This is a genomic window from Oryzomonas japonica (assembly GCF_008802365.1).
Classification (GTDB): domain Bacteria; phylum Desulfobacterota; class Desulfuromonadia; order Geobacterales; family Pseudopelobacteraceae; genus Oryzomonas; species Oryzomonas japonica.
In genome coordinates this window covers 41377-66065 of record NZ_VZQZ01000006.1, presented here as the reverse complement: position 1 = coordinate 66065, position 24689 = coordinate 41377, and the positions used below count along the sequence as shown (strand labels likewise).

General features: G+C 60.2%; 29 protein-coding genes. 14 read left to right on the top strand and 15 right to left on the bottom strand.

The genetic code is table 11. The annotated features are described in order from the left end of the window. The first annotated feature begins 123 nt into the window (after positions 1 to 123). The 6 genes from F6V25_RS10600 (at position 124) to F6V25_RS10575 (ending at position 6452) form a co-directional block, all read left to right on the top strand. The gene (locus F6V25_RS10600) at positions 124 to 2121 is read left to right on the top strand and encodes a CoB--CoM heterodisulfide reductase iron-sulfur subunit A family protein (protein ID WP_151128554.1); all 1998 of its coding nucleotides are present in this window, start codon (positions 124 to 126) and stop codon (positions 2119 to 2121) included. 194 nt (positions 2122 to 2315) lie between these two features. Then, positions 2316 to 2813, top strand: coding sequence for a hydrogenase iron-sulfur subunit (locus tag F6V25_RS10595; protein ID WP_151128553.1), 498 nt, complete (start codon positions 2316 to 2318; stop codon positions 2811 to 2813). Positions 2814 to 3010: 197 nt separating this feature from the next. Continuing rightward, positions 3011 to 3931, top strand: a complete 921-nt coding sequence (locus F6V25_RS10590) for a ferredoxin family protein (RefSeq protein WP_151128552.1) — start codon at positions 3011 to 3013, stop codon at positions 3929 to 3931. Between the two features lie 33 nt (positions 3932 to 3964). After that, positions 3965 to 4969 carry a 4Fe-4S dicluster domain-containing protein gene (locus F6V25_RS10585; RefSeq protein ID WP_151128551.1) on the top strand — a complete coding sequence of 335 codons (1005 nt, stop codon included), beginning with the start codon at positions 3965 to 3967 and terminating at the stop codon, positions 4967 to 4969. Positions 4970 to 5132: 163 nt separating this feature from the next. Beyond that, positions 5133 to 5501, top strand: coding sequence for a hypothetical protein (locus F6V25_RS10580; RefSeq protein WP_151128550.1), 369 nt, complete (start codon positions 5133 to 5135; stop codon positions 5499 to 5501). Positions 5502 to 5606: 105 nt separating this feature from the next. After that, positions 5607 to 6452: an FAD/NAD(P)-binding protein gene (locus tag F6V25_RS10575; protein ID WP_151128549.1), complete on the top strand. Its 846-nt coding sequence runs from the start codon at positions 5607 to 5609 to the stop codon at positions 6450 to 6452. A 50-nt stretch (positions 6453 to 6502) separates the two neighbouring features. On the opposite strand, the gene F6V25_RS10570 is transcribed toward F6V25_RS10575, so the two are convergent. From F6V25_RS10570 to F6V25_RS10545, 6 genes are all read right to left on the bottom strand, one after another. Beyond that, entirely contained in the window at positions 6503 to 6823 is a 321-nt protein-coding gene (locus F6V25_RS10570; protein ID WP_151128548.1) for a hypothetical protein, read from the bottom strand. A 283-nt stretch (positions 6824 to 7106) separates the two neighbouring features. Continuing rightward, positions 7107 to 7589, bottom strand: a complete 483-nt coding sequence (locus F6V25_RS10565) for a thioredoxin fold domain-containing protein (protein WP_151128547.1) — start codon at positions 7587 to 7589, stop codon at positions 7107 to 7109. Positions 7590 to 7606: 17 nt separating this feature from the next. Continuing rightward, a complete protein-coding gene (locus F6V25_RS10560; RefSeq protein ID WP_151128546.1) occupies positions 7607 to 8794 on the bottom strand; it encodes a hybrid sensor histidine kinase/response regulator in 1188 nt (395 codons plus the stop codon). Next, positions 8794 to 9513, bottom strand: a complete 720-nt coding sequence (ispD, locus tag F6V25_RS10555) for a 2-C-methyl-D-erythritol 4-phosphate cytidylyltransferase (protein WP_151128545.1) — start codon at positions 9511 to 9513, stop codon at positions 8794 to 8796. Before ispD ends, F6V25_RS10560 begins: the two co-directional genes overlap by 1 nt. Next, positions 9510 to 10937, bottom strand: coding sequence for an L-seryl-tRNA(Sec) selenium transferase (gene selA, locus F6V25_RS10550; RefSeq protein ID WP_151128544.1), 1428 nt, complete (start codon positions 10935 to 10937; stop codon positions 9510 to 9512). Before selA ends, ispD begins: the two co-directional genes overlap by 4 nt. Positions 10938 to 11134: 197 nt before the next feature. Further along, positions 11135 to 11827, bottom strand: a complete 693-nt coding sequence (locus F6V25_RS10545; RefSeq protein ID WP_151128543.1) for a GntR family transcriptional regulator — start codon at positions 11825 to 11827, stop codon at positions 11135 to 11137. 266 nt (positions 11828 to 12093) lie between these two features. On the opposite strand from F6V25_RS10545, the gene F6V25_RS10540 reads away from it, so the two are divergent. Genes F6V25_RS10540 through galE form a run of 3 tightly spaced genes read left to right on the top strand, consistent with a single transcriptional unit; the run spans position 12094 to position 14907 of the window. Next, positions 12094 to 13149 carry a potassium channel family protein gene (locus tag F6V25_RS10540; RefSeq protein ID WP_151128542.1) on the top strand — a complete coding sequence of 352 codons (1056 nt, stop codon included), beginning with the start codon at positions 12094 to 12096 and terminating at the stop codon, positions 13147 to 13149. Beyond that, positions 13139 to 13906 carry a sugar phosphate isomerase/epimerase family protein gene (locus F6V25_RS10535; protein WP_151128541.1) on the top strand — a complete coding sequence of 256 codons (768 nt, stop codon included), beginning with the start codon at positions 13139 to 13141 and terminating at the stop codon, positions 13904 to 13906. The genes F6V25_RS10540 and F6V25_RS10535 overlap by 11 nt, the downstream gene beginning before the upstream one ends. A gap of 11 nt (positions 13907 to 13917) precedes the next feature. Beyond that, a complete protein-coding gene (gene galE, locus F6V25_RS10530; protein ID WP_151128540.1) occupies positions 13918 to 14907 on the top strand; it encodes a UDP-glucose 4-epimerase GalE in 990 nt (329 codons plus the stop codon). Positions 14908 to 15021: 114 nt separating this feature from the next. Here galE and F6V25_RS10525 read toward each other — a convergent pair whose 3' ends face one another. The 8 genes from F6V25_RS10525 to arsB all read right to left on the bottom strand — a co-directional run bounded on the left by F6V25_RS10525 (position 15022) and on the right by arsB (position 19661). Next, positions 15022 to 15306: a DUF134 domain-containing protein gene (locus tag F6V25_RS10525; RefSeq protein WP_151128539.1), complete on the bottom strand. Its 285-nt coding sequence runs from the start codon at positions 15304 to 15306 to the stop codon at positions 15022 to 15024. A 36-nt stretch (positions 15307 to 15342) separates the two neighbouring features. After that, on the bottom strand, positions 15343 to 15738 hold the full coding sequence (locus F6V25_RS10520) for a NifB/NifX family molybdenum-iron cluster-binding protein (RefSeq protein ID WP_151128538.1): 396 nt from the start codon (positions 15736 to 15738) through the stop codon (positions 15343 to 15345). Between the two features lie 127 nt (positions 15739 to 15865). Then, a complete protein-coding gene (locus F6V25_RS10515) occupies positions 15866 to 16552 on the bottom strand; it encodes a cytochrome c biogenesis CcdA family protein (RefSeq protein WP_151128537.1) in 687 nt (228 codons plus the stop codon). Beyond that, on the bottom strand, positions 16549 to 16932 hold the full coding sequence (locus tag F6V25_RS10510) for a thioredoxin family protein (protein WP_151128536.1): 384 nt from the start codon (positions 16930 to 16932) through the stop codon (positions 16549 to 16551). The genes F6V25_RS10515 and F6V25_RS10510 overlap by 4 nt, the downstream gene beginning before the upstream one ends. 47 nt (positions 16933 to 16979) lie before the next feature. Further along, positions 16980 to 17207, bottom strand: a complete 228-nt coding sequence (locus F6V25_RS10505; protein WP_151128535.1) for a thioredoxin family protein — start codon at positions 17205 to 17207, stop codon at positions 16980 to 16982. Between the two features lie 14 nt (positions 17208 to 17221). Beyond that, entirely contained in the window at positions 17222 to 18175 is a 954-nt protein-coding gene (locus tag F6V25_RS10500) for a permease (protein WP_151128534.1), read from the bottom strand. Between the two features lie 50 nt (positions 18176 to 18225). Beyond that, positions 18226 to 18540 (bottom strand): ArsR/SmtB family transcription factor, encoded by a 315-nt coding sequence (locus F6V25_RS10495; RefSeq protein WP_151128533.1) that lies wholly within the window; start codon positions 18538 to 18540, stop codon positions 18226 to 18228. Between the two features lie 68 nt (positions 18541 to 18608). After that, positions 18609 to 19661, bottom strand: a complete 1053-nt coding sequence (arsB, locus tag F6V25_RS10490) for an ACR3 family arsenite efflux transporter (RefSeq protein WP_151128532.1) — start codon at positions 19659 to 19661, stop codon at positions 18609 to 18611. A 116-nt stretch (positions 19662 to 19777) separates the two neighbouring features. Here arsB and F6V25_RS10485 point away from each other — a divergent pair, with 116 nt between their 5' ends. The 5 genes from F6V25_RS10485 (at position 19778) to mutM (ending at position 22969) form a co-directional block, all read left to right on the top strand. Further along, positions 19778 to 20248 carry a MarR family winged helix-turn-helix transcriptional regulator gene (locus F6V25_RS10485; protein WP_151128531.1) on the top strand — a complete coding sequence of 157 codons (471 nt, stop codon included), beginning with the start codon at positions 19778 to 19780 and terminating at the stop codon, positions 20246 to 20248. 20 nt (positions 20249 to 20268) lie between these two features. Beyond that, positions 20269 to 21423, top strand: a complete 1155-nt coding sequence (hgcA, locus tag F6V25_RS10480; RefSeq protein WP_275095586.1) for a mercury methylation corrinoid protein HgcA — start codon at positions 20269 to 20271, stop codon at positions 21421 to 21423. A gap of 18 nt (positions 21424 to 21441) precedes the next feature. Beyond that, positions 21442 to 21732 (top strand): mercury methylation ferredoxin HgcB, encoded by a 291-nt coding sequence (gene hgcB, locus F6V25_RS10475; RefSeq protein WP_151128529.1) that lies wholly within the window; start codon positions 21442 to 21444, stop codon positions 21730 to 21732. Positions 21733 to 21778: 46 nt separating this feature from the next. After that, positions 21779 to 22099, top strand: a complete 321-nt coding sequence (locus F6V25_RS10470) for a carboxymuconolactone decarboxylase family protein (RefSeq protein ID WP_151128528.1) — start codon at positions 21779 to 21781, stop codon at positions 22097 to 22099. A gap of 66 nt (positions 22100 to 22165) precedes the next feature. Continuing rightward, a complete protein-coding gene (mutM, locus tag F6V25_RS10465; RefSeq protein ID WP_151128527.1) occupies positions 22166 to 22969 on the top strand; it encodes a bifunctional DNA-formamidopyrimidine glycosylase/DNA-(apurinic or apyrimidinic site) lyase in 804 nt (267 codons plus the stop codon). Positions 22970 to 23108: 139 nt separating this feature from the next. Here mutM and F6V25_RS10460 read toward each other — a convergent pair whose 3' ends face one another. Then, entirely contained in the window at positions 23109 to 24689 is a 1581-nt protein-coding gene (locus tag F6V25_RS10460; RefSeq protein ID WP_151128526.1) for a GH3 family acyl-acid amido synthetase, read from the bottom strand.

Below are 24689 nucleotides of genomic sequence, written 5' to 3'. Positions count from 1 at the left end.
AATAGTTCTTGAGCCTTCGTTTTTCTCAACAAAAAAGATTTTGATTTTCTCCCGTTTTTCCTCTGTGTCTCTGTGTCTCTGTGTCTCTGTGGCAAAAGCCTTTATGGTAAAAAGGAATCGTAGATGTCCAGAATAGGCGTATTTATCTGCCACTGTGGTGAAAACATCTCCCGGACGGTCGATGTGGAGCGGGTCGCGGCCCAGGTCGGCACCCTGCCCGGCGTAGCCTTCTCCACCGATTACAAATACATGTGTTCCGACCCCGGTCAGGGGCTTTTGAAAAAGGCCATCCAGGAGCAGCGGCTCTCCCACGTGGTGGTGGCGGCCTGCTCGCCCCGCATGCACGAGAAGACCTTTCGCAAGGCGGTGGAGTCGGCCGGGCTGAACCCCTTCCTGTGCGAGATGGCCAACATCCGCGAGCACTGTTCCTGGGTCCACGAGGACCGGGAAGAGGCCACCCAAAAGGCCATCGAGATCGTGGGGATGATGGTGGAGCGGGTCAAGAAGAACCGCGTGCTCCCCACCATCACCGTGCCGGTCACCAAGAGGTCCCTGGTCATCGGCGGCGGCATCGCCGGCATCCAGGCCGCCCTGGACATCGCAGACTGCGGCCACGAGGTGGTGCTGGTGGAGCGGGAGCCCTCCATCGGCGGGCACATGGCCCAACTCTCCGAGACCTTCCCGACCCTGGACTGCTCCCAGTGCATCATGACCCCCAAGATGGTGGACGTGGCCAATCACCCCAAGATCAAGCTCTACACCTATGCCGAGATCGAGCATGTGGAAGGGTACATCGGCAACTTCCAGGTCACGGTGCGCAAGAAGGCCCGTTCGGTGGACGAGGACAAGTGCACCGGCTGCGGGGTCTGCATGACCAAGTGCCCCCAGAAGAAGATTCCCAACACCTTCGACCGGAACCTGGGCATGCGCCCGGCCATCTATGTGCCGTTCCCCCAGGCGGTGCCCAACACGCCGGTCATCGACCGGGAGAACTGCACCAAGTTCAAAACCGGCAAATGCGGGGTCTGCCAGAAGGTATGCGGCCCGGGCGCCGTGGATTACGAGCAGGAAGACCAGTTGATCGTGGAACCGGTCGGCGCCATCGTGGTTGCCACCGGCTTCGACCTCTACTCCATCGAGGAGAAGCCCAAGGGCTCCCCCATCAAGGGGTACGGGGAGTTCGGCCACGGCAAGATCCCGGACGTGATCGACGGCATGACCTTCGAGCGTCTGGCCTCCGCCTCCGGCCCCACGGGCGGCAAGATCCTCCGCCCCTCCGACGGCAGGGAACCGAAGCAGATCGTCTTCATCCAGTGCGTCGGCTCCCGGGCCCGGGAAAAGGGCATCTCCTACTGTTCCAAGATCTGCTGCATGTACACCGCCAAGCACACCATGCTCTACCACCACAAGGTGCATGATGGCCAGGCCTATGTCTTCTTCATGGACGCCCGCACGCCGGGCAAGAGCTACGACGAATTCTGGCGCCGCTCCATCGAGGAGGAAGAGGCGGTCTACATCAGGGGCATGGTCTCCCGCCTCTATCAGAAGGGTGACAAGATCGTGGTCATGGGGAGCGACATCGCCGTGGGGGTGCAGGTGGAGATCGAGGCCGACATGGTGGTGCTGGCCACGGCCGTACAACCCCAGAAGGGAGCCGATACCCTGGCCCAGAAACTGGGCATCTCCTACGACAAGTACCATTTCTATTCCGAGGCTCACGCCAAGCTGCGCCCGGTGGAATGCGCCACGGCCGGCATCTACCTGGCCGGCGCCTGCCAGGGGCCCAAGGATATCCCCGACACCGTCAGCCAGGCCTCGGCCGCCGCAGCCAAGGTCATGACCCTCTTTGCCAAGGACAAGCTGGAGCGGGAGCCGATCGTGGCCAAGGTCAGGGAGGCCGGCTGTGTGGGATGTTTCTACTGCCGGAAGGTCTGCCCCTACGGCGCGGTGGAGGAGAAGGAGATCCGCGACCGCCAGGGCAACCTGATCAAGGTGGTGGCCTACGTCAACCCCGGCGTCTGCGGCGGCTGCGGCACCTGCCAAGCGACCTGCCCGTCCAAGAGCGTGGAGTTGGATGGGTATACCGATGAGCAGATCGTGGCGATGATCGAGTCTTTGTAAGAAAAAATCTGCCACAGAGACACAGAGACACGGAGAACGGCAAAGACAAAGCGTGGGGAAAAACAAAAAACTTTAAAGAGTTATTCCCCCATTCTGCTTTAGCCTTTGGCTTTACCCAAAAACATTGGTTTTTCTCTTTTTTGTTTTCCTCTGTGTCTCTGTGTCTCTGTGGCAAAACGGTTTAAGGATCAAAAATGCACCATACCGAAAAGCACAACTTCGAACCGAAGATCATCGCCTTTGTCTGCACCTGGTGCACCTATGCCGGGGCCGACCTGGCCGGCACCAGCCGCATGCAGTACCCGGCCAACGTACGGGTGCTCAAGTTCCCCTGCACCGGGCGCATCGACCCGGTCTTCATCCTCAAGGCCTTCCAGCAGGGGGCCGATGGCGTGCTGGTGTCCGGCTGCCATCCCGGCGACTGCCACTACATTGCCGGCAACTTCCACGCCCGCCGCAGGTTCGCGGCTTTCCGGAAGCTGTTGGAGTTCGTGGGGGTTGATCTGGGCCGCCTGCAATTCTCCTGGGTCTCGGCCGCTGAGGGGGGCAAATGGGTGGAGATGGTCACCGACCTGACCGAGCGGGTCAGGGGCATGGGGCCGATGCAGGAGTTCAGGGAACTGGCCCTGGAGGAACAGTGGTCCGGGGCTATCGACACACCGGAGTTGAGGGAAGCGTATAATTCTATTTAAAATCAACATCTGCCACAGAGACACAGAGAAATTCAAAAACGAGAGTCCAGAGGGAAAAACAAAAGGCTTTGAAGAATTATACCCCGCAACTGCTTATAGTTTTTGGCTTTACCCAAATGATGATTGGTTTCTTCTCTTTGTTTTTCCTCTGTGCCTCTGTGTCTCTGTGGCAGATTTTAAGGTTTTAAGGGTTTCATATGACAAACAGCATCGACACATCCATCTACACCGCCATCACCGAGGCCATACAGGACGAGGCGCGACGTATTCTGTCGGAACGCAGCGTTATTGCCGTGGTCGGCTACACCGCCGCCCGGCGCAAAGGTTCTGCCCAGCCGGTGGTCATTACTCAGGCCGACGATGCCGGCAAACTGATCTTCTCCGCCGCCTGCGTCAACAATCTGGCCGTCTATCTGACCAAGGCCAAGAAGGAGATTCCCAAGGGCGGGAAGATCGGCATCGTGGTCAAGGGGTGCGACCTGAAGGCGCTGGTGGGGCTGTTGGGGGAATCGCAACTGAAGCGGGAGGAGTTGTACCTGATCGGCGTTCCCTGCGCCGGGGTGCTGGCCTCCACGGCCCAGCCTGCCCGGGAACTGACCGGCGACACCATCGCCCCCAAGTGCCGCGAATGCGATAACCACCTACCGCAGGGATGCGACTTCGTGCCGGATCAGCGGCCAGTCACCCTCGAGTTGGCGGGGAAATACAGCGCCGAGATCGCCCGCCTGGAGGCCATGACTCCGGCCGAGCGCTGGGCCTACTGGAAAGAACAGTTCAAAAAGTGCATCAAGTGCTACGCCTGCCGCCAGGTCTGCCCGTTCTGCTTTTGCGAGCAGTGTCTGTGCGACCGCAACAAGCCACAGATGGTGGAGACCACCCCCCGCCCGGCCGGCAACACGGCCTGGCACATCGTCCGGGCCATGCACCTGGCCGGCCGCTGCGCCGGTTGCGCCGAGTGCGAACGAGTCTGCCCCATGGACATCCCGCTCAACCTGTTGAACCGCAAGATGGCCAAGGAGTTGAAAGAACTGTACGACTACGAGGCCGGGTTCGAGGTGCGGGAAAAGGGGCCGTTGGCGATGTACGACGAGAAGGATGACCAGAGTTTTATAAAATAACTGCGGATTTACCTGCGGTGAAAAAGGTTTTACATGCACAAGTACATCTCGGAAAACAACCTGAAGGCACTCCTCGATCATTTGATTGCCGACGGCAAGCGGGTCATTGCGCCGCGCATGGATGCCGGGACGCCCCTGTACGGTCCGCTGGCGGACTCCGCCGGGATCGTGCTCGACCAGTTGCCCCGCCGTTCGGCCAAGGAGACCTTTTTCCCGGTCTGCGAGGACATCATGTCCTACGACAAGGAGGGGCAGCAGGTCACGCTGAGGGATGTAAGCCCCGCAAACTTCCCGGAGACGATCCTGGTAGGGGTGCGCCCCTGCGACGCCGCCGCGATCCCGGTTTTGGACGCCGTATTCTCCTGGGACTACAAGGACGAGTTTTTCCTGGAACGCCGCAGGAAAACCACCATCGTCGGCCTGGCCTGTACGCAAGCGGACGACGCCTGTTTTTGCACCGCCGTTGGGCTTTCCCCGGCCGATCCCAAGGGGAGCGACCTGTTCCTGACCCCGGTGGAGGGGGGCGGCTACGCCTGCGAGACCTTCACCGACAAAGGTGAGGCGTTAGTCAACAACCACGGGGAACTGTTCGCCGAACCGAACGGCACACCGGCGCTTCCCCTGGCCGAACCGCAGACGGAGAAGTTCGACCTGAAAAAGGTCAAGGCCTGGCTGGACGACCATTTCGAAGACCCGGCCTGGGACAGCATCGCCGTGCGCTGCGTCGGCTGCGGGGCCTGCGCCTTCCTCTGCCCGGCCTGCCACTGCTTCGACATCGTGGACGAGGGGACCGAGAAGGCGGGCAAGCGCCGCAAGAGCTGGGACGCCTGCGGTTTCTGGAAATTCACCCACCACGCCTCGGGCCATAACCCGCGCGACCTCCAGCCCAAGCGCTACCGCAACCGCATCATGCACAAGTTCAAATACTACGACGACAAGTTCGGCCAGACGCTCTGCACCGGCTGCGGCAGGTGCATCCGCTTCTGCCCGGTGGGGATCGACATCGCTGCGATTGTCAACGAGATAAGCAAGAAATAAATCTGCCACAGAGACGCAGAGACACAGAGAAGGTCAAGGACAAAAACGAGGGAAAAACAAAAAAGCTTCAAAGTCCTTATTCTGCCTTTTGTCTTTACCCGGATCGATTTTGTTTTTCTCTCTTTTGCCTTCCCCTGTGTCTCTGTGGAAAAATGAGGTTTCCATGGAACGATTCATCAACATACGGCACGTCATCGCCGCCCAGATGACCACCCCCGAGGACAATCCCCTGGTATCGGACACCACCCGCATGATGGATGTGTGGTTCGGCGGCCCGGCGGTCAGGAAGCAGCTTTTCAAGAAGGTGTCCAAGGTTGAGCAGGAGGCGTTCGTGACGGCGCTCCACGAGCGGGGTTTCATCCAGTCCGGCAACCTGCTGGTGGACCCGGCGGCGGTCCTGTTCGCCGAGATGGAGCATCAACTGGTGGGGGGCGTCATCACCATCGGCTTCGGCGACAACAACCGGCCCGTGGAGTTGAAAGTCAAGGCCCAGGCATTTGCGGAGATGGCCGCCAAACTACAAACATCATAAATCTGCCACAGAGACACAGAGGCACGGAGAAAACCGTAAAGCAAAATGCAAGACGCTTTTGTTTGTGGCGTTCTCCAAGCCTCCGTGGCAAAAAAGGTTTCCTGAATGTGTGATCACAGCAAGAACATCTACCTCCCCCACCTGGCCACCGTTGCCGAGGTCATCGACGAGACGCCGGATGTGCGCACCCTGCGCCTGGTTTTCCAGGATGAGACGGTCAGGGACGATTTTGCTTTCCGGGCCGGACAGTTTGCCGAGTATTCCGCCTTCGGCGCCGGCGAGTCCACCTTCTGCATCGCCTCCTCGCCGACCCGCACGGGTTATATCGAATGCTGTTTTCGCGCCGTCGGCCGGGTGACCGAGGCCCTGCGGCGCCTGGAGCCGGGGGACACCGTGGGGGTGCGCGGTCCCTACGGCAACTCCTTCCCCATCGAGGAGTTCTTCGGTAAGAACCTGGTTTTCGTGGCGGGGGGCATCGCCCTGCCGCCGTTGCGCACCCTGATCTGGAACTGCCTGGACTGGCGCGACAAGTTCGGCGACATCACCATCGTCTACGGCGCCCGTACCGAGGCGGACCTGGTCTACAAGCGGGAGTTGCAGGAATGGCAAGAACGGGCAGACGTGCGGCTGGTGAAGACCGTCGATCCGGGGGGCAACGAGCCGGATTGGGACGGCAAGGTAGGCTTCGTGCCGACCATCCTGGAGGAAACGGCCCCCAGCGCAGAGAACACCATTGCCCTGGTATGCGGCCCGCCGATCATGATCAAATTCACCCTTCCGGTGCTGGAACGGCTGGGCTTCACGGACGAGCAGGTCTACACCACCCTGGAGAACCGCATGAAGTGCGGCTTGGGCAAATGCGGCCGCTGCAACGTGGGCAACGTCTATGTCTGCAAGGACGGCCCGGTGTTCACGGCGAAACAGGTCAAGGCCATGCCTGCGGAGTTTTGAACCGGATGAGCCGGGGGCTGTCTCCCGGCTCATCTCGTGTCATGCGCCCTTCAACCTCGACAACAATCCTGGATATCGTATTTTTTTGCCACAGCCCCGATCCTCCCCTTAAGATCCTTAATCTCGGCTTCAAGCTGGCGCACTTCAATGATCGTGGAATCATACCCAAGCAGTTGGGACAACTCTATTTCCTTGATCCTCACGGCATCGGACAGTGGAGCAGTCTCCTGCTTATACTGCTGCGCGGACGGTTTATCAAAGCAGGCACCCTCATTGCAGCAGGAGGTGGTGGTGGCGGCTGAAGCGCCCGCGACGCCGATTGAAAGCACCCCCAGCGCAATGGCAATCCCCATGACAATATTCCTTTTCATTGTGTCGTTCTCCTTTTCTTGAAAATGTGATCAGTTTGATCCGTTGTCATGGGATATCTCAATTAGCATGCCAAACCGGAGCGATCAGCATAACACGTACTAACGACTACACTATTTCCTAACCACCCATCTTTGCCACCGGTTGTGCCGCTAACGAATATGCGACAACCTGTGGAGAAAATCCTACAGGCAGCTGTTCGGTACGACAAACGGGCGCAAAAAAAACGGGAGCTGGCTCGTAAGCCTGCTCCCGTTGATCTAGCTGCTGAAATCTGTGCCGAATCTATCTGCCCAGCGCCTCCTCGATCTTCTTCTGATCGAAGCCTTCTATAATCCTGCCGAACAGCATGAAGGTGGGCGTGGCGGAGACCTTGTTCTTCTTGGCAATCTCGTACTGTTCCTCCTGCAGTTTGATCCCCGCGGGCGTAATGGCAAAAGTCTGTTGGCTGTCCAATTTGCCCGACATGACGTCATGATAGGCCTTGGCCTTGTCATGCTGGGAGAGGATGAATTGGGCCTTTTCCTTCGCCTTGGGATGGCGGGGAAGAGGCCAGAAAAAGATATACTGGGTGACGTCCGCGCGCCCCGCAAAAAACTTTGCCGCCTTGCGGCAGAAGGGGCAGTCGGGATCTGTGAACTCAACGACCTTCTTGGGGCCGGAGCCGATGACGATCGCCTTGTCGAAATCTATACCCGAGGCGGACGCCGTCCCTACGTACAACACCAGGGCGGCGATCACAAACAGAACATACTTGAAACAGTTCATGAAACCTTCCTTTTTGTTCATTTTCCGGTACACTCCGTGCCGTTTAAATAGCAGGGCAACAGGATGACGAAGATACTCCCCAGCCCGGCCTCGCTTTCCACCCAGATGATTCCCCCGCAACTCTCCACCGCCATCTTGCAGAACGCCAGCCCCAGCCCGGCACCGCCGCGCTCCCGGCCGACGCCGCTGCGCGACTGGACATACCGTTCGAAGATGCGCCCCAGGTCGTCCGGCGGGATACCGCTGCCGGTGTCGCGAATGCTCACCTGCACGAAACAATCTTTCTCCGCAAAGCCATCGGGTACCGTCACATAGCTTGGCAGGCGCGTCCAAGGGACCTCCGCGCCTTTCAGGCAACGGCAGGACACCACGATCTCGCCACCCTCGGGGGTAAATTTGACGGAGTTTGCCAGCAGGTTGGCGATAACCCGGTTGAAAGCGTTTTTGTCGACGGCAATCCTGGGCGTTTCGTGGGAAAGCCGTTCCCTCAGCCTGATGCCGTCGTGCTCGGCAATCCGCGTGAAGTGCCGCGTAACCCCCCGCAGGATTTCCACGGCGCTGTACGCGGCGATCTTCATCTGCATGCGGCCCGCCTCGAAGCGATGGATGTCAAGGAGGTTGTCGATCATGGCAATGACTTCATTGCAACTGTCGATGGCCGCGTGGAGATACTCCGTCTGCTCCTGGTTCACCGTCCCCAGCCGCCCCTCGCGTATGATGTCGATGGAGCCGATCACGGCGGTCAGGGGGTTTTTCATATCGTGGGAGAGCATGGAGACGAAATCGTCCTTTTCCTGTTCGAGGCGCTGTTTTTGCAACAACACGCGCCGGTTGGTCATGGCGTGCATGACCCGCTGGAGCATATCGTCCATGGCGAAAGGCTTGGAGAGGTAATCCACGCACCCGGCCTTCATGCACTCCACCGCCAGGTTTTCGTTGCCGTGGGCGGTCATCATGATGACCGCCGTATCCTTGCCCGATTCGCGGATATGGCCGACTACTTCGATTCCATTGGCCTTGGGAAGACTGATATCCAGCAGCGCCAGGGAGTAGTCATCCCCGTCCAGCATGCCGATGGCCGCTTCCCCGTCCCCCGCCCAGGCAGCGGCGAAGCCGGCCTCCTGGAGTTGCAGCACGATAAGCTTCGCCATATCGGCCTGACCGTCCACTACCAGGATCTTTTCGGAAGGCTGCTGTGCGGCCATCAGAGAGCTCCATTCTGTCTGTTACCGGCCAGGAACGCCTCGGCCAGAATAATATCTTCGGGCGTCGTAATCTTGATGTTGCGATAGTCCCCGCGTACAATGCGGACCGCGCCGCCGCGCCTCTCAATCAGGGAAGCGTCGTCGGTCCCCGTAAATCCTTCCTGTTCCGCCGCCAGATGTGCTGCGTAGATGACGCCAAAACGGAACGCCTGGGGGGTCTGGGCCTGCCAGAGGGTTTCCCGGTCCGGGGTTGCGATGACGAATCCGTCCCGGACGGTTTTGATGGTATCCTTGGCCGGAACCGCCACCAGGGCGCCGTCGCAGGTACGGGCCACAGCAATGGATTCCTGCAATAGTTCAGGGCTGATGAGCGGCCTGACCCCGTCGTGGATCAATACGACGTCATGTTCCCCCACCCGTCCCTGAAGCGCCCGCAACCCGTTCATGACCGAGTTCTGACGTTCCTTGCCGCCCGGCACGATGTCCACAACCTTGCGGAACCCGTAGGCATCAACCACATGTTCGCGGCAGTAGGGGATCTCGTCGGCCGGAGTCACCAGGAGGATACCGTCGATACAGGGGGCGTTTTCAAATACGGAGAGGGTCCGGGCCACGATCGGCATGCCCGCCAGTTGCAGGTACTGTTTGTTGATGGAAGCGCCCATGCGCTTGCCCATGCCGGCGGCCGGGATCACGGCAAAGGTTCTGGAAGCTGTCATTGGTCTCCCCCTGACAATGAGGCCGCCACCTCGCCGAGCGCGAGTGCCAGGCCGGGAAGGTCGTGGTCGAGGATGGTGCGCACATCCAGCAGAAACCGGTCCCGCTGGATACGACCCACGACCGGGATCGATGTCAGGCGGAGGCCCTGTTCGATCTGCTGCACGGAGGCTCCGGCAATGCGCACCTCGATGAGGCTCGTGGGCAGGCGGAGGAGGGGCAGCGATCCCCCGCCGGCGCTCGACTCCCCCGGTTGTTTCGCCAGGGTGACCGTTTTGGGGAGGCGGCGGCGCAGCATGCCGAGGATGCGGTCGGCCCGCCGCGACAGATCTGCCGGGGTGGCCGTCAGCATGGACAGCGTCGGGATCTCGCGGATTGCGCGCCGCTCGTCGCGGTAGAGCCGCAACGTGGCCTCCAGTGCCGCCAGGGAAAGCTTGTCCATGCGCAGGGCGCGCAGGAGGGGGTGGCGTTTCATGGGCGCCACGAGGTCCCGGCGCCCGGCGATGATCCCGGCCTGGGGACCGCCCAAGAGCTTGTCGCCGCTGAAGGTCACCACATCGGCACCTGCGGCCAGGTAGCGGCGTATGGTCGACTCCCCGGCAATGCCGTAGGGGGCCAGGTCGATCAGACAACCGCTGCCGGCATCCACCATGACCGGGACCCCGGTCTCGCGCCCCAGGGCCGACATCTCCTCCACCGTAACCTCGGCAGTGAAGCCGACCACGGCAAAATTACTGGTATGCACCTTGAGCAACAGTGCCGTGGCATCGTTGATCGCAGCACGGTAGTCCCGGGGATGGGTGCGGTTGGTCGCACCGACCTCTACCAGATGGGCTCCGCTCTGGAGCATCACCTCGGGAATGCGAAACGACCCGCCGATCTCCACTAACTCACCACGGGAGACGATCACGTCCCGCCCCTGGGCCAGGGAAGATAGGGCCAGGATGACCGCGGCGGCATTGTTGTTGACCACCAGGGCGGCCTCGGCACCGGTCAGCTCACAGATCAGTCCCTCCACGTGGACATAGCGGGTGCCCCGCTCGCCGGCGGCGAGATCGAACTCAAGGTTTGAATAGCCGCGGGAGGCCCGGTGGATGGCCTCTTCAGCGGCGCCGGCCAAGGGCGAGCGCCCCAGATTGGTATGAATCACCACGCCGGAGGCATTGACGACCTCCCGCAGGCTAGGCGTGGAACGCTGATCAAGCTCGGCCCCCACCAGAGAGACGACTCGTTCCTCGGAAAAATCGACGGAATCGCCGTTTCGAACGGCAGAGCGCAACCGGTCCAGCACCGAACGTATGGCTGCCAGCAGCTCCGGACGCTGATGCGAAGCCGCGAGCGGCGCCATCAGGTCCCATGACAGGACACGGTCAACCTTCGGTATATGCCTCAATGTCTCTTTTTGCACAGTGGCGGCCTTGATCATGGTGTACTACGGGATTGTGGATAAAACTGGAATATAATCAGGATATACTACAGAGAAACAGTGTTGATTAAATCATACAAATGGGGAAAGTGCAAAAGGAATCGGGGGATAACAGACAAGGGATACTGCGGGGGTGGCACAGCCACGGGAGAATATCTGCGCCGGGTCCGGGCACTGCCCGCCCGGAACGCCCTTTGTCACAGGTCCATCGGCATGGTGTCGGACGGGGAAAGAACCGCAATGCCGCAATCCATAAGCGCCTTGCCGCCGTACACGGCATTCTTGCGCACCAGCGTCTCGGCGGCCTCAGCATCTTTGCTGCGGAAGGCTTCGATGATCTTTTCGTGTTCCTGCACCGAGCTTTCCATGCGGCCGGGCAGGGAGAGCGACATGAGACGCAGCCGCTGAAAGCGGGTCACCAGGCTGTTGATGAGTTCGCGAAGTTTTTCGTTGTCCGCGGCCTTGATGAAGACGTCGTGAAAATCGTTGTGGATCTTGAAAAAGGCCTTGATATCGTTATGCGCAGCCAGTTCCGCCAGACGGTCATTGATAGATTGCAGCCGGTCCAACTCCTTGGGGGTCAGCTTTTCGCAGGCCCGACTGGCGGCATACCCCTCCAGGATGCTCTTAATGGCGTAGAACTCTTCAACGTCCTTCTCGCTGAAGTCGCTGACCACCGCCCCCCTGCGGGGGATTACCGTCAGGTATCCTTCCGACTCCAATTGGCGGAAGGCCTCACGGATGGGGGTCCGGCTGATGCCGTAGCGTTCGGCCAGATCCGGCTCCGAGACCCGGCTACCGGCCTTGAGAGCTCCGGAGATGATGGCGTCGCGGATGTTTTCCAGTATCTTTTCCCGTAGGGTGAGGTGTTTTTCCATCGGTTTTTTCATGGATGACCTGACTCCGAAAAAGTTTTCACGTATTGTATACAGTATGCACCATTTGTCAACCGTAACCTTACGGTATTGCAGTTTTTTGCATGTTTGGCATCACTAAAAAATGATTTTGACCCACTTATTGGCGTAGGAGCCCCCCTTGGCATGGGGAGAAAAAGAATAATCATCCTTGAATTTTACGGGTTCTGCGGGTAATCTTCTTAAAATTTGGCAGGTTGCTGAAAATCGTCTTCGACAACCCGCTTGAGGAGATTCATGGAATGGACCCTGTCAGGCACCTGAAAATATCCGTGCTGGTGCTCCTGCTCTTGGTATCGGCGGGCACCACCGGCTTTATGACCATCGAAAAGTGGCAACCGCTCGACGCCCTTTATATGACGGTCATCACCCTGAGTACCGTGGGGTTCCGGGAGATACACGATCTGTCCGACGGCGGCAAGATCTTCACCATGTGCCTGATCGTGGTGGGGGTGAGCGTCTTGGGCTACATCGTCGGCAGCTTGGCCCAGATCATGTTCGAAGGGCAGATTCAGCGGGTCATCGGGAGGAAAAAAGTGGAGAAGAAGATCGAAGCGCTCAAGGACCATTACATCATCTGCGGCTTCGGCCGGATCGGCTCGCTAATCTGCAAGGAGTTCAAGGCCAATGGCCTTCAATTCGTGGTGGTGGAAAAGGATGGTGATACCCTTGAGAAGATCAAGGAGGAAAGCTACCTGCACATGAGAGGCGACGCCACCCAGGACGAGAGCCTGCTCAAGGCCGGGATAAAGCGGGCCAGGGGGCTCATCTCGGTGGTCACCTCCGATACGGAGAATGTCTACATAACCCTGACCGCCCGCGGTCTCAATCCCGACCTGTACATCCTGGCCCGTTCCGGGGAGGAGGGGTCGGACATCAAGCTCAAACGGGCCGGGGCCAACAAGGTGGTTTCCCCCTACCTCATCGGCGGCAGCAGGATGGCCCAGTCGGTGTTGCGCCCCAACGTGGTCGATTTCATCGAGATCGCTACCGGCAGCGAACATATGGACCTGCAGATGGAGGAAATCACCATCCCCCACCACTCCGCCTTTGTGGGGGAGACCCTGGTCAGTTCGGGATTCCGCAAGGAAATCGGCGTCATCATCGTCGGCATCAAAAAGGCCCAAGGCAAGATGGTCTTCAATCCGCATTCCCAAGCCAAGATCGATGGTGGCGACACCCTGATCATCCTGGGAGAGCCGGGCGCCATCACCAAGCTCGACGACCTGGTGGCGCGACCTGCCACGGATGAGGTTATAAAACAACACCGGAGAGAGCACAGCGACCATGAAAAATAAGATCCACGCCCACGTCCCCTACCCCCAGCTTTCCGAAAACCTGGCCTATCTGGTGGAGCGGCGCATCAACCCCGAGATCTATCTGCCGGCCGAGGCCCTGGACCGCATGGTCTGGGAAGAGCTGGGCGTCCAGGCCCAAACCCTTCATTCGGCGGGGCTTGCCGTCACCATCCATTCCCCCTTCATGGACTTGAACCCCGGCGCCCTGGACACCAGCATCCGGGAAGCGACCCGGCGGCGCATCAGGCAGGTATTCAAGGCGGCGGAACTGCTGCGGCCGCGGGTGATCGTGGTGCACCCCGGTTTCGACGAGCTGCACTACGGCGAGAACCGGCTGGTGTGGCTGAACAACAGCATCGACTTCTGGCGGGAATTCGTCCCCTGCGCCAAGGAACTGGACACGGTCCTGGCCGTAGAAAACATCTTCGAAAGAGAGCCCTCCACCCTGCGGGCGCTCCTTGAAAGCATCGACGCCCCCTGCTTCCGGCACTGCTTCGACGTGGGACACTGGAACATGTTCACCACCGTGCGGATGGAGGAATGGTTTGCCGAACTCGGCCCGTACATCGGCGAAAGCCACATCCACGACAACCACGGCCAGACCGATGAGCACCTCCCCCTGGGCGAGGGGGAGATCGACTTCGACCTGTTCTTCGGCCTGCTGAAGCATTACGCGCCCGGCGCCGTCTGGACCATCGAGGCCCACAGCATCGAACACCAGCAACGGGCGCTGAAGAGTATCCAAAACTACCTGTAAGGAGCCATCTAATGTCGGAAACCATTCTCGTAAGCGGAGGCTGCGGCTATATCGGCAGCCACGTCGTCCGTCAACTCAGCGAAGCGGGACGCAAGGTCGTTGTCTACGACAACCTCTCCACCGGGTCCCGCGACGCCCTGCTCCACGGCGAAGAACTGATCGTGGGCGACCTGGCCGACCGCCAGACCCTGGAGGCGGCCTTTGAGCGCCACCGCTTCACCACGGTCCTGCACTTTGCCGCTTCCATCGTGGCCCCGGAGTCGGTCTCCCAGCCGCTCAAGTACTACGGCAACAACACCCGCAACACCTTGGGACTTTTGGAGACGTGCACGAAGTTCAAGGTGCAGCGCTTCATCTTTTCCAGCACCGCCGCGGTCTACGGCATCCCCGACGGCGGGGCGGCCTCCGAGGAAAGCACCCTGGCCCCCATCAACCCCTACGGCACCTCGAAGCTGATGAGCGAATGGATGCTGCGGGACACCTCTGCCGCCCACGGCATGCAGTACGTGGCCCTGCGCTACTTCAACGTGGCCGGCGCCGACCCCCAGGCCCGCATGGGACAACGCACCCCCGAGGCGACCCACCTGATCAAGGTGGCCTGTCAGGCCGCCCTGGGTTTGCGGGAGAGCGTCTCCATCTACGGCACCGACTACCCGACCCCGGACGGCAGCGGCATCCGCGACTACATCCACATCGAAGATCTGGCGGCTGCCCACCTCTGCGCCTTGCAGTACCTGGAAAAGGGTGGCGAGCCCACCGCCATGAACGTCGGCTACGGCCGGGGGGGCAGCGTGCGGGAAGTGCTTGCGATAGTAAAGGAGGTCAGCGGGGTGGATTTCAAGGTGGTAGAGGCGGAGCGCCGTCCCGGCGACCCGGCCTCACTGGTGGCCCAGGCCGACAAGATCAGGCGGCTGACCGGTTGGCAGCCCCGGCATGATGATCTGCGGACGATTATCGCCGACGCCTGGAGGTGGGAGAGCAAGCTGGCGGGCAGGGGGTAACGGGACGGCATTACCCGAAAAGAGCAACAGGGGCCACAAGGCCGCATTAACCAGCCCCGTGGCCCCTGTGACAGCACTTTCTGTGTGTGGGACTTCGTCCTGTGCGGCTTGGTGTTACTTGATACAGAGCGCCTTGTTGCCCACCAGCGCCTGCACAACCTTGGCGCGGGCCGAAGCCAGCAAGCGCTGGACGGTTCCCCGGGAAACTCCCATCCGCATGCCCGCCTCTTCCTGCTGAAGGCGCTCGCCGTCGCACAGGTAGAGCGCCTCCAGTTCATCGTTGTGCAACACGACCTGTTCCAACTGTCCCAACGGGGTGCCGGCAGGCTTGAAGACCTGTTCGTACTCCGCCCGTAATGGGCACGTACAAATACGCGGTTTTTTCGTACGTGGTGACATTATCCGTGTGCTCCCTGTGCTTGTTCTGACTTCTGCCTAATGGCAGCAGCTGCCCCCATGCCCGTGTCCCTTCTGTCCGTGCCCACCGCAGGTATGCTGAGGAAGAAACTCCGACAGCGCCCCCTGTACAAACCGATCCACATTTTCGCCGATAGTCCCTTCGTAAGCCTGAAAAACCTTGAGCCCCATGCGATGCAGGCCGTTCAGCGCCCCACCGCCGATGCCGGTTACCACGATGCCGTCGAACCGGTCTGTGCCCAGCGCCTTCAGGGGGCTGCAGGCCCCATGCTGATGTTGCTGGTCGTTGTTCTGTAGCGCCTCTGCCGTGCGGGTCTCGGTATCCACCACCACAAACAGCGGTGCAGAGCCGAAATGGTTATAGACAGGGCTTTCCAGGCCCGCGTCGCTCGCTACGGGGAAACAGATTTTCATAATTAACCCTCCTTTTATTTTGTGTATATGCACAAAATAGTATTCATATATCAATATGTCAATATAAATATTCACCCAACCGATTCGGACAGCCCCAAAATCATCGCCGCATCACAGGACGGCCCGGTCAGAACCCATGCCAAATGAACCACCCACCCACCAGCGCGACAGCACCTCCGCTGACCCGCTTGGCCCACAGGGAGAAGTCGATCACCCCGCGAGCCTTGACAAACCCCTCCACGAAACCGGTGAACGTCCCGGCGAAGAGCATCAACAGGCAGTGGCCGATGGCGTAACAGAACAGCAGCGCGATGCCGTAGAGCACCTGCCCCTTGCCGGCCACCAACGTCAACAGCACCACCAATACCGGCGTGGCACAGGGTGATGAAACGACACCGAAGAACAGCCCCAGCAGGAACGCCCCCACAAGGCCGCCCCGTTTGGGCTTGAAATCGCGCCTGATCGGCAGGCGGATTTCGTACAGCCCCATCATCTGCCCACCCATTACCAGTGCTATGACACCGGCAATCAGATACCACGGACCGCCCATGGTGCCAAACATGGTGCCCAACAGCCCGGCCGCCGCGCCGAAAACGGTGAAGGTCAGGGACAAGCCCATGACGAAGGCCAGGGAGTACCGGAACGCCTTGGCTCGGTTGCCGTCGCTGTACCCGCCGACAAAACCGACAACAAGGGGGATGGTGGCCAAGACGCAGGGCGAGGCAGAGGAGAATACCCCCGCCAGGAAGACCGCGCCAAAGGCTAGTAACGGATAAAGGGTGATGATCTGTTCGATGTTATCGAGGAAGGTCACCTGAGCCCCGCAGCTTTAAGCTCCTTCACAATTTCAGTTTTTTCCATGGCGCCGATGTGGCGCTTGACCTCTTTACCCTGAACATTGAAAAAGACCTGGGTGGGAATCATCTGGACGCGAAACTTCCGGGCTGCCGGCTGATCCTTGCGCACATCGATGAAGAGCACATTGGCCTTGTTACGATACTCGGTGGATAATGATTCCAGGATCGGCGCCATCATCTTGCAGGGAATGCACGTTCTGGCGCCAAGGTCGATAACGGTTGGTTTGCCGGAAGTGAGGGCCCGCTTAACAACGGCATCGGTGGTAGACGGGAGTTCGGCGTGTACGGTTGCCGCAAGCATGAGGACGGCGACAAGGGTCGTTATGCGCAGTTTCATTGATATTCCTTTCGAGGTGTTTGCAGTGGAAATTCACGAGGTACGGACTACAATACTCCCATGATTTCGGCCACGGATGCCACTTTGCCGAAAAACTTCACCTCGCCGTCTATTACCAGCGCCGGGGTGCTCATGACGCCATACTTCATAATCGAGGGGATATCCTCCACCTTCACCACCTCGGCGCTCTTACCGCCTTCTTCCAAGGCCCTCTTCGTATTCTCATAGAGGGTTTTGCACTTGGCGCAGCCGGTGCCCAATATTTCGATCTTCATCCACGTTTCTCCTTTCAGGTTGCAAGTATCTGATTGAACAGATACCCGACGATAACAATAGCGACCGCCACGATGCCGAAGAAGGTGACCAGCAGCCGGTTTTTGAGCACATTTTTCAGGATGATCGCCTCGGGCAGCGACAGGGCGGTGACCGCCATCATGAAGGCCAGGGTGGTGCCGATGGGGAGACCCTTCTCCATCAGGGCGTGGACGATGGGAATCACCCCGGCGGCATTACTGTAGAGCGGTACCCCGATCAGGACGGCCAGCGGCACGGCGAAGGGGTTGTCCCGCCCGGCGTATCTGACCAGGAAGTCCTGGGGTGCATAGCCGTGGATAAAAGCGCCGATGCCGACCCCGATGATCACATAGGGCCAAATCTTTTTCAGCAGTCCCAAGGTGTACTCGCGGGCATAGGCAATTTTCTCCCGAAAGGTCTGCTCGACGATCTCGGCGTTACCGACCTTGATCTCCCACACATAGTCCTGGACGTAGTTCTCCATCTTCAGCTTGCCGATGACGATCCCGGCAACAATCGCAACGGTCAAGCCCGTTCCGATATAGATGAGAGCAATTTTCCAACCGAACAAACCCCAGAGCATGATCAGCGCCACTTCGTTGACCATGGGCGAGGAGATCAGGAACGAAAACGTTACGCCCAACGGCACGCCGGACTCGACAAAACCGATGAAGAGCGGTACCGCCGAACAGGAGCAGAACGGGGTCACAATACCCAGCAGAGCGGCCAGGATATTACCCACGTATTCCCGGTTGCGGGAGAGCAGGCGCTTGGTCTTCTCAGGCGGGAACGACGTGCGAACGATCGCCACCACAAAGATGATGGTGGTCAGGAGCAGAAAGATCTTGACGGTGTCGTAGATAAAGAAATCCAGCGCCTCTCCCGGACGAGAACCGGGGGCAAGCCCGATGAGCGTGAAAACCAGATAGTCGGCAAACTGTTTCAGCATGGGCAACTCCATGATTAATTGAGTATGTGCTCATATATCTGCGCAAAAAATTATTTCCCCTTCAACGCCCTGGTACGTTGCTTGGTCTCATTGGCGCAGATGGTCGCCGCCAGGTCGGCTATCTGGAAAACCTCGGGGTGCTTGACGACGTAAAGGATCTTCACGCCGTCCTTGCGGCGGGAGAGGATGCCGTGGTTATGCATGTAGTTCAGGTGACGAGAGGTGTTTGACTGCTCTTCCCCAATGGCGGGGAAGATCTCGCAGACGCACTTCTCGCCATCCCGCAGGAACTCGATGATCTTCAAGCGGGTCGGTTGGGCGATGCTTTTGAGGACATCGGCTAGGTAATGAGTGACTGAATCCATGGGTACGCTCCGTCATGATATGCGCGCATGATCATACAATAGCCTATTTTCGTCAACAACTTTATGACTCACACCTCGCCGGCAAACAGCCGCTTTTGAAACCAGAAGGCCACGTTGACCAGGCCGATCATCACCGGCACCTCCACCAAAGGCCCGATCACGGCGGCAAAAGCGGCTCCGGAATTGATCCCAAATACCGCCACCGCCACGGCGATGGCCAGCTCGAAGTTGTTGCTGGCAGCGGTGAAAGCCAGGGTGGTGGTCTTGCCGTAGTCGGCCCCCAGCCGCTTGCCCATCCAGAACGATACCAGGAACATGACCACAAAATAGATCAGGAGCGGGATGGCGATGCGCAGCACGTCCAGGGGCAGTTGCACGATCAGCTGCCCCTTGAGACTGAACATGACCACGATGGTGAAGAGCAGCGCCACCAGGGTGATGGGACCGATCCGGGGGACGAAGTTCGCGTGGTAGCGTTCCTTGCCCACCAGTTTCAGGCCGACCAGACGGGTCAGGGCTCCGGCGATGCAGGGAATACCCAGGTAGATGAAGACGCTCTTCGCAATCTGGCCGATACTCACATCCACCACCACCCCTTGGAGGCCGATCAGCGGCGGCAGTACGGTGATGAAAAACCAGGCGTAGACGCTGTAGAACAGCACCTGAAAGATGCTGTTGAAGGCCACCAGGCCGGCGGCGTACTCGGTGTTGCCCTTTGCCAGCTCGTTCCAGACGATCACCATGGCGATGCAACGCGCCAGGCCGATCATGATCAATCCCACCATGTACTCCGGCTTGTCCGGCAAAAAGACCGCCGCCAATACGAACATCAGCACCGGCCCGATAAACCAGTTCTGTACCAGCGACAGCCCCAGCACCTTCCCGTTTCGGAAGACCTGGGGCATCTCCTCGTACTTCACCTTGGCAAAAGGGGGATACATCATCAGGATCAGTCCCGCGGCAATAGGGATATTGGTGGTGCCGACCTGAAAGCTGTTGATGAAGCCCTCCACTCCCGGCACGAACCAGCCGAGCCCCACCCCCAGCGCCATGGCGGCGAAGATCCACAGTGTCAGCCAGCGGTCGAGAAATGAAAGTTTCCGGGATACGTGTTCGCCCATGGTGTGCGCTCCTAAAATCGAGATTGATCCATAACCGAGCCTGTCACCATGATGTACATAATTTAGTTGCAAAATGCAAATAAATTATGTAGCGTTATTTCCCAGGAGAACAATGAATGGGAACAATCAGGGAAGAACTACAAATATTCGTGCGCCGTTTCGGCCTGTTGAATGCATCCTGCTGCGACGAATGCTGCGGCGAGCAGGTGTCCATGGTGCAGAGCCACATCCTCTTCGAGATCAGGAGGATGGGGCGACCATCCATGCAGCAGGTGGCCGAGGAATTGGGCATGGACGTCACCACCTTCAGCCGCCAGGCCAAAAGTCTGGAGGGGAAGGGCCTCATCACGCGGCAGGTTTCGCCCGATGACCGGCGGGTAAGCCTCTTGGGGGTGACCGCCGGAGGGAGCGAGGTCCTGAAAAAGATCGACCGTTACATGGCGGCAACACTTGACCGGGTCTTCTCCCACATGAGCGGCTTCGAGCGGGACACGGTGGTCAGGTCGCTGGAGCTTTTGAACGAGGCGGTGGCCAAGGCCGGCGACGACGCTTCACCGCAGGAGGGCAAGATTGCATGTTGCAACTAAATAGCAGGACAGGCGGCCCCATGAAGATCAAGAGTATCCGCAGGGTCACGGAGGCGGACCGTACCCCGGCTGCCTCCACTTGCGGCGACGCCTCCGGTGACGGGCTGGGCAAGCCCCCTTGCTGAGGGCCCCCAACCTCCGCCGGGGGCGGAGCAATTACGGACAAGGTACCCGGTTTCATTGAATGGCTGGAGACCCCGGTCGGGCGGGTACCCAGGATCGCGTCCGAACTCGGATTCAGGGACCGGCTGGGCGCCTGCAAGGCCCGCTGGGGCATCGGCCGCATGAACTACATGGTACCGCCCGGCCTCTACGCCATCGGCCGACCGACGCCGGAAGACCCGGTGCTGGTGACTGCCAACTACAAGATGAGTTACGACATCATCCGTCATACACTCTCGGGGCGCAACCTCTGGATCCTGGTGTTGGAGACTTACGGCATCAACGTCTGGTGCGCGGCCGGCAAAGGCACTTTCGGCACCGGCGAAGTGGTGCGCCGGGTCACGGCCACCGGCCTGGCCCGGGTCGTCAACCACCGCCGCCTGATCCTGCCGATCCTGGGGGCGCCCGGCGTGGCGGTACACCAAGTAGCCCGACGCTGCGGCTTTTCGGTCAGCTATGCCGCCATCCGGGCCGCCGACCTGCCCGAGTACCTGGACAACGGCATGGTAACCACCCCGGCCATGCAGCAGTTGACCTTCACCCTCTACGAGCGGCTGGTGCTGGTGCCGGTGGAGTTGGTCATGGCCCTCAAATCCGTCGCCATCATCGCAGGTGTCGTGTTTCTGCTCGTAGCCGCACTGGCCGGCCTCACGGCGGGCGTTACGGTCCTTATCGCCTATGTGGGCGCGGTCGTGACCGGGACCGCCGTCGGGCCGCTGCTCCTCCCCTGGCTCCCCGGCAAAAGCTTTTCCGTCAAGGGTGTCGTCGCCGGGCTGATCTGGAGCGGGGTATTCTATCCTCTTGCCGGGGGGGGCGCATGGGGCATACCGACAACCATCGCGCTCTTTCTGGCGCTACCTGCGGTGAGCGCTTTCCACACTCTTAACTTTACCGGGTGCAGCACCTACACCTCCCGTTCCGGGGTGAAGAAGGAGATGCGCATCGCCCTGCCGGCCATGGGTGGCGCGCTGCTGGTGAGTATGGCATTGTTGCTGGCGGGAAGATTTCTGTAAGCACCAAAGGAGCGATCAATGAAAGGCTTCAGATATTTGAAGGACGTGGTCACCCTGGAACTTGACCAGGCAGCCTGCATCGGCTGCGGCAGGTGCCTGGAGGTATGCCCCCACCAGGTGTTCTCCCTGGCGGAGAAGAAGGCCTCCATGGCGGACCGGGACGCCTGCATGGAGTGCGGCGCCTGCGCCCTCAACTGCCCGGTCAAGGCCATCACGGTGGACGCCGGGGTCGGCTGCGCCTCGGGGATGATCAACGAGTGGCTTCAGGAGCATAAACTGCGTGCGCCAAGCGGCGGTTGCTGTTCCTGAAGCAGTGCGGGGCTGTCGTCAACCAACATCACACACGGAGGACATCATGTTGCCGGAACAACAGCAGAAGGCGTTCGGAGATTTTTACGATACGGTCAGAGAAAACCGTATCCTCGATCCCAAGACCACGCTCCTGCTCCATCTGGGGGCCGCCATGGCGCTCGGCTGCTCCCCCTGCATGGAGTATTACCTGGGACAGGTGGAAAAGGCCGGGATCACGGCCGAGGAGATCGGCGCCGTGCAGGGAGTGGTGATGGCGGTTGCCGCCGGCAAGGTCAACGCCCAGCTCGGGGAGGTGCAACGGCGCATGCGGAAGGAGCGGCAAGCTTCAGGCCAGTGCCAGGAACACCACGCAAAGGTTGAGTAGCGATGCGGTTTGTTGTAGCGTAGCGGGATATGACATTTTACGGCGGGAACGCCGCAGGAGGCAAGGGTGCCGGAACTCCCCGAGGTGGAACTGACCCGACGCAGGCTGGAGCCTGATCTGACGGGCAAGAGGATCGAGCGGGTGGAGGTGCGGGTGCCGAAGCTTCGCCTCCCTATTCCCGAAGAACTGGCAACGATCCTGCCGGGGCGGACCATCCGCTCCGTGGCACGGCGGGGCAAGTACCTGCTGCTGGACTGCGAGGCCGGCTGGCTCATCATCCACCTGGGCATGACCGGCTTTCTCCGGTTTCTCCCCGAAGCCACGCCACCGGGAAAGCACGATCATCTCGATATCCATTTTTACGGTGGCTCGGCGCTCCGCTTCCACGACCCGCGTAAATTCGGCACCGTGGCCTGGACCACCGACGCCCCGGTACGGCATCCGCTCCTGGCGGGGATCGGCCCGGAACCGCTCACTTTTGCCTTCGACGGCGACTACCTCTTCCAGGTGAGCCGGTCCCGCAGGGTTGCGGTGAAACAGTTCATCATGAACGGGGCAACGGTTGCCGGGGTGGGCAACATCTACGCCAATGAGGCGCTGTTCCGTGCCGCTATCCGGCCCGACCGCCACGCCTCCTCCCTCTCCCTTCCGGAGTGCGAGCGACTGGCCCTCGCCATCCGGGAGGTGTTGCAGGAATCCATCGACCAGGGGAGCACCTACCGGGTGGCGGAGGACTCGGTCGCCTACCATCCCCTGGAGTTCACCGTGTACGGACGGGGCAAAGGGAGCTGCACCCACTGCAACGGGGCGCTGGAAGAGATCCGATTAGGGAACCGGAGTACGGTCTTTTGCCCCCGCTGCCAACAGTAAACCTCGGCTTAAAGCCGTACAACGCCCACACGCCCGCCTCTCCCCCAAAACCCCATAAAATCAACCGAAACGCGATGCACCAACGCCAAAAGGGCTGCCGATCAGGCAGCCCTTGCAGTTTCAGGCGTGACAATCTGCCTCACCCTTGCGCGACAAACTCCTGCAGGCTGGCGATCATGGACGAATCGGGGGTCGGATCGATGTGCGGTATCTTGGTCTGTCCACCCAATTTGCCCCGCGCCGTCTTGGACCACGCGTAGATCGCCCCCTCCCCCGCCGTCAGTACCAGGGGCGGGTTGATGCGCCCCTGGCTGCGGAACGTGGCATAATCGGCGTTCATGTGGCACAAGGCGGCATCCAGCAGGAGGGCGGCCTGTTCCCTGTTTCCCCCCTCTTCCGCCGTGGCCAAAACCCATACGTGCCGCCGGGCCTGCACGTCTGCCCCCACCATGAACTCCCGCACGTTCCAGCTTCCAAAACCATTCAACTCCGCAATGGCCCGCTCCACCTCCCCCTGGGTCACCTTCTCCTCCAGCTTGTCCAAAAAACGATCCCGCCCGGTGAACTCGATGAAGTGCGGGGCAAGAGAGGTAAAGCGGATGGTATCGCCGATGTGGTAGCGCCATAGCCCGGAGCAGGTGCTCAGGATCACGGCGTAGCGCTGGCCCGTCTGCACCTGTTCCAAGGGGACCGCAGCGGCGTCCCGCACCGGCCTCCCCTGCCCGTCCAGGTCCTCGAAGCGCACGAACTCGAAGAATGCACCGTAGAAGGGGGTCAGACGCATCTGCGCGTCACCCTGCTGCTGAAAGGCCATGAAGGCCTCGGAGGAGGGGAGCAGTTCCAACAAGTTGGGAAGCCGGTCGTGGAACAGCGCCTCAAACTCGCTGCGATACGGCTTGATGCTGGTGCCGCCGTGGATGATCAGTTCCAGGTGGGGCAGCAGTTCAACCAGCGGCCTGCCACCCAATTCGGCGCAGCGTTTCAGGAGCAGCAGAATCCAGGGGGGCACACCGGAGATGACCCGGATGTCCGGGTCGTTCAGCAGCAGTTCGGCCATGGCCTGGAGCTTCTCCTCCCACGGGAGGGCCGACACCTGGGCCTGGGGCTCCACAAAGGGGTCGAGCCAGCGGGGGCGGAAGCGGAGCGTGAGGGCGCTCATGTCGCCGGAGCAGATATGGTCGCCCATATCGTTCAGTTCGGTTGAACCGGACATATACAGGATCTTGCCGGAGCCGAGGCGCGATGTGCTCTGAACGGCCAGATAACAGGCGATCATATCCGTGGCCGCTCGGCGGTTTTCCTGGAACATCTGGTCGGAAAAGGGGATGTACTTGGTCGGAGCGGTGGTGCCGGAGGTCTCGCAGAACATGCGCACCCTGCCGGGCCAGGTGACATCATCCAGGCAGATCCGTTTTTTGCCGTCAATGCCGGTGCGGCAGCCAGCCTGGAAGTAGTCGTCCCAGAACTCCTGATAGGTGCGGATCGGCACCAACTGCCGGAACCGCGCATAGGCCTGGTCATAGGGGAGACGCGCCAGAACCGGGAAGTCGTGGTCACGGCCGAAACGGGTCCCGGCTGCCGTGGAGACGAGTTGTTGGAAGATGGCCCGCTGGGCCGCCAGCGGGTCGCGCTGTTGAAAACGCTGGGCTCGGAAGGCGGCCGACCGCCTGATCGCCCCCTGAACGGGCCGTGTCCGCAATGCCTGTTTGAGAAGGGCCAT

What these genes read in the sequence shown, in the direction of transcription:
- F6V25_RS10560 (WP_151128546.1), bottom strand. Translation starts at nt 8,794, where the DNA reads ATGGCCGCACAGCAGCCTTCCGAAAAGATCCTGGTAGTGGACGGTCAG.
- F6V25_RS10470 (WP_151128528.1), top strand. Translation starts at nt 21,779, where the DNA reads ATGTTGCCGGAACAACAGCAGAAGGCGTTCGGAGATTTTTACGATACG.
- galE (WP_151128540.1), top strand. Translation starts at nt 13,918, where the DNA reads ATGTCGGAAACCATTCTCGTAAGCGGAGGCTGCGGCTATATCGGCAGC.
- F6V25_RS10500 (WP_151128534.1), bottom strand. Translation starts at nt 18,175, where the DNA reads ATGCTGAAACAGTTTGCCGACTATCTGGTTTTCACGCTCATCGGGCTT.
- F6V25_RS10570 (WP_151128548.1), bottom strand. Translation starts at nt 6,823, where the DNA reads ATGAAAAGGAATATTGTCATGGGGATTGCCATTGCGCTGGGGGTGCTT.
- arsB (WP_151128532.1), bottom strand. Translation starts at nt 19,661, where the DNA reads ATGGGCGAACACGTATCCCGGAAACTTTCATTTCTCGACCGCTGGCTG.
- F6V25_RS10525 (WP_151128539.1), bottom strand. Translation starts at nt 15,306, where the DNA reads ATGTCACCACGTACGAAAAAACCGCGTATTTGTACGTGCCCATTACGG.
- F6V25_RS10460 (WP_151128526.1), bottom strand. Translation starts at nt 24,689, where the DNA reads ATGGCCCTTCTCAAACAGGCATTGCGGACACGGCCCGTTCAGGGGGCG.
- F6V25_RS10575 (WP_151128549.1), top strand. Translation starts at nt 5,607, where the DNA reads ATGTGTGATCACAGCAAGAACATCTACCTCCCCCACCTGGCCACCGTT.
- hgcB (WP_151128529.1), top strand. Translation starts at nt 21,442, where the DNA reads ATGAAAGGCTTCAGATATTTGAAGGACGTGGTCACCCTGGAACTTGAC.
- ispD (WP_151128545.1), bottom strand. Translation starts at nt 9,513, where the DNA reads ATGACAGCTTCCAGAACCTTTGCCGTGATCCCGGCCGCCGGCATGGGC.
- F6V25_RS10585 (WP_151128551.1), top strand. Translation starts at nt 3,965, where the DNA reads ATGCACAAGTACATCTCGGAAAACAACCTGAAGGCACTCCTCGATCAT.
- F6V25_RS10565 (WP_151128547.1), bottom strand. Translation starts at nt 7,589, where the DNA reads ATGAACTGTTTCAAGTATGTTCTGTTTGTGATCGCCGCCCTGGTGTTG.
- F6V25_RS10580 (WP_151128550.1), top strand. Translation starts at nt 5,133, where the DNA reads ATGGAACGATTCATCAACATACGGCACGTCATCGCCGCCCAGATGACC.
- selA (WP_151128544.1), bottom strand. Translation starts at nt 10,937, where the DNA reads ATGATCAAGGCCGCCACTGTGCAAAAAGAGACATTGAGGCATATACCG.
- F6V25_RS10545 (WP_151128543.1), bottom strand. Translation starts at nt 11,827, where the DNA reads ATGAAAAAACCGATGGAAAAACACCTCACCCTACGGGAAAAGATACTG.
- F6V25_RS10510 (WP_151128536.1), bottom strand. Translation starts at nt 16,932, where the DNA reads ATGAAACTGCGCATAACGACCCTTGTCGCCGTCCTCATGCTTGCGGCA.
- F6V25_RS10600 (WP_151128554.1), top strand. Translation starts at nt 124, where the DNA reads ATGTCCAGAATAGGCGTATTTATCTGCCACTGTGGTGAAAACATCTCC.
- F6V25_RS10495 (WP_151128533.1), bottom strand. Translation starts at nt 18,540, where the DNA reads ATGGATTCAGTCACTCATTACCTAGCCGATGTCCTCAAAAGCATCGCC.
- F6V25_RS10535 (WP_151128541.1), top strand. Translation starts at nt 13,139, where the DNA reads ATGAAAAATAAGATCCACGCCCACGTCCCCTACCCCCAGCTTTCCGAA.
- F6V25_RS10520 (WP_151128538.1), bottom strand. Translation starts at nt 15,738, where the DNA reads ATGAAAATCTGTTTCCCCGTAGCGAGCGACGCGGGCCTGGAAAGCCCT.
- F6V25_RS10595 (WP_151128553.1), top strand. Translation starts at nt 2,316, where the DNA reads ATGCACCATACCGAAAAGCACAACTTCGAACCGAAGATCATCGCCTTT.
- F6V25_RS10590 (WP_151128552.1), top strand. Translation starts at nt 3,011, where the DNA reads ATGACAAACAGCATCGACACATCCATCTACACCGCCATCACCGAGGCC.
- F6V25_RS10505 (WP_151128535.1), bottom strand. Translation starts at nt 17,207, where the DNA reads ATGAAGATCGAAATATTGGGCACCGGCTGCGCCAAGTGCAAAACCCTC.
- F6V25_RS10540 (WP_151128542.1), top strand. Translation starts at nt 12,094, where the DNA reads ATGGACCCTGTCAGGCACCTGAAAATATCCGTGCTGGTGCTCCTGCTC.
- F6V25_RS10485 (WP_151128531.1), top strand. Translation starts at nt 19,778, where the DNA reads ATGGGAACAATCAGGGAAGAACTACAAATATTCGTGCGCCGTTTCGGC.